This window comes from Vibrio sp. 1562 (genome assembly GCF_033340155.1).
Classification (GTDB): domain Bacteria; phylum Pseudomonadota; class Gammaproteobacteria; order Enterobacterales; family Vibrionaceae; genus Vibrio; species Vibrio alginolyticus.
This window is the reverse complement of the sequence record NZ_JAWOVY010000629.1, coordinates 1-562: the sequence shown is the minus strand read 5'-3', so window position 1 is coordinate 562 and position 562 is coordinate 1. Positions and strand designations below refer to the sequence as shown.

General features: G+C 51.1%; 1 protein-coding gene and 1 pseudogene. Both read left to right on the top strand.

What is annotated here, in order from left to right; translation table 11 throughout:
- The coding region (locus tag R7Z49_RS26780) for a hypothetical protein (protein ID WP_318112700.1) at positions 1-188 on the top strand (188 nt) is incomplete at its 5' end.
- Positions 175-562: pseudogene (locus R7Z49_RS26775) on the top strand (hypothetical protein); the annotation flags it as partial. The gene R7Z49_RS26780 and the pseudogene R7Z49_RS26775, both read left to right, overlap by 14 nt.

Sequence of the window (562 nt, the reverse complement as noted above, 5' to 3'; positions counted from 1 at the left end):
AACTAATCAGGGAAGAGGCCGGGTACTGGCTACTACAGCCTCGTGACCAAAAGACGCCGGTCAGAGTGAATAAGCAAGATGACAATAAACGCGCTTTCACGCATATGGGAGACGCCCTTCGCTGGGCAGGTGATCCTGAGCTTGCAAAGCAGTTCGATGCCGAGGGGGAAGAACATGCAAATTCGTGACTACATGACAAAGTTGTTTGACGCATTTGGTGATGTGGAGGAAGTCACCCGAGAAATGCTTCTGGAGCAGGCGGAGCTCATTCATACGATCAGCGATAAGTGTCAGAGCACAGGCCTGTTTCTGGATAGTCAGGTTCGTTTCAACCAGTTCGTTCAAGAGATTGAGGCTGACGACAAGGTAGAGGATCGGTTGCTTCATGCTTGGTGCTGGGTAATGGACCGAATAGTGAAGGCTCCAACATCCTTTCACATGGATGGGGCTGTGATTTTGACAATGCCTCTGGTCGCCAGATACCTGCCACCGGTTGAACAGGAGCCGGAAACCATCGTGGTGAATCTCGATGAGGACTACAAGGCTCCTGTAGGCAACCAAA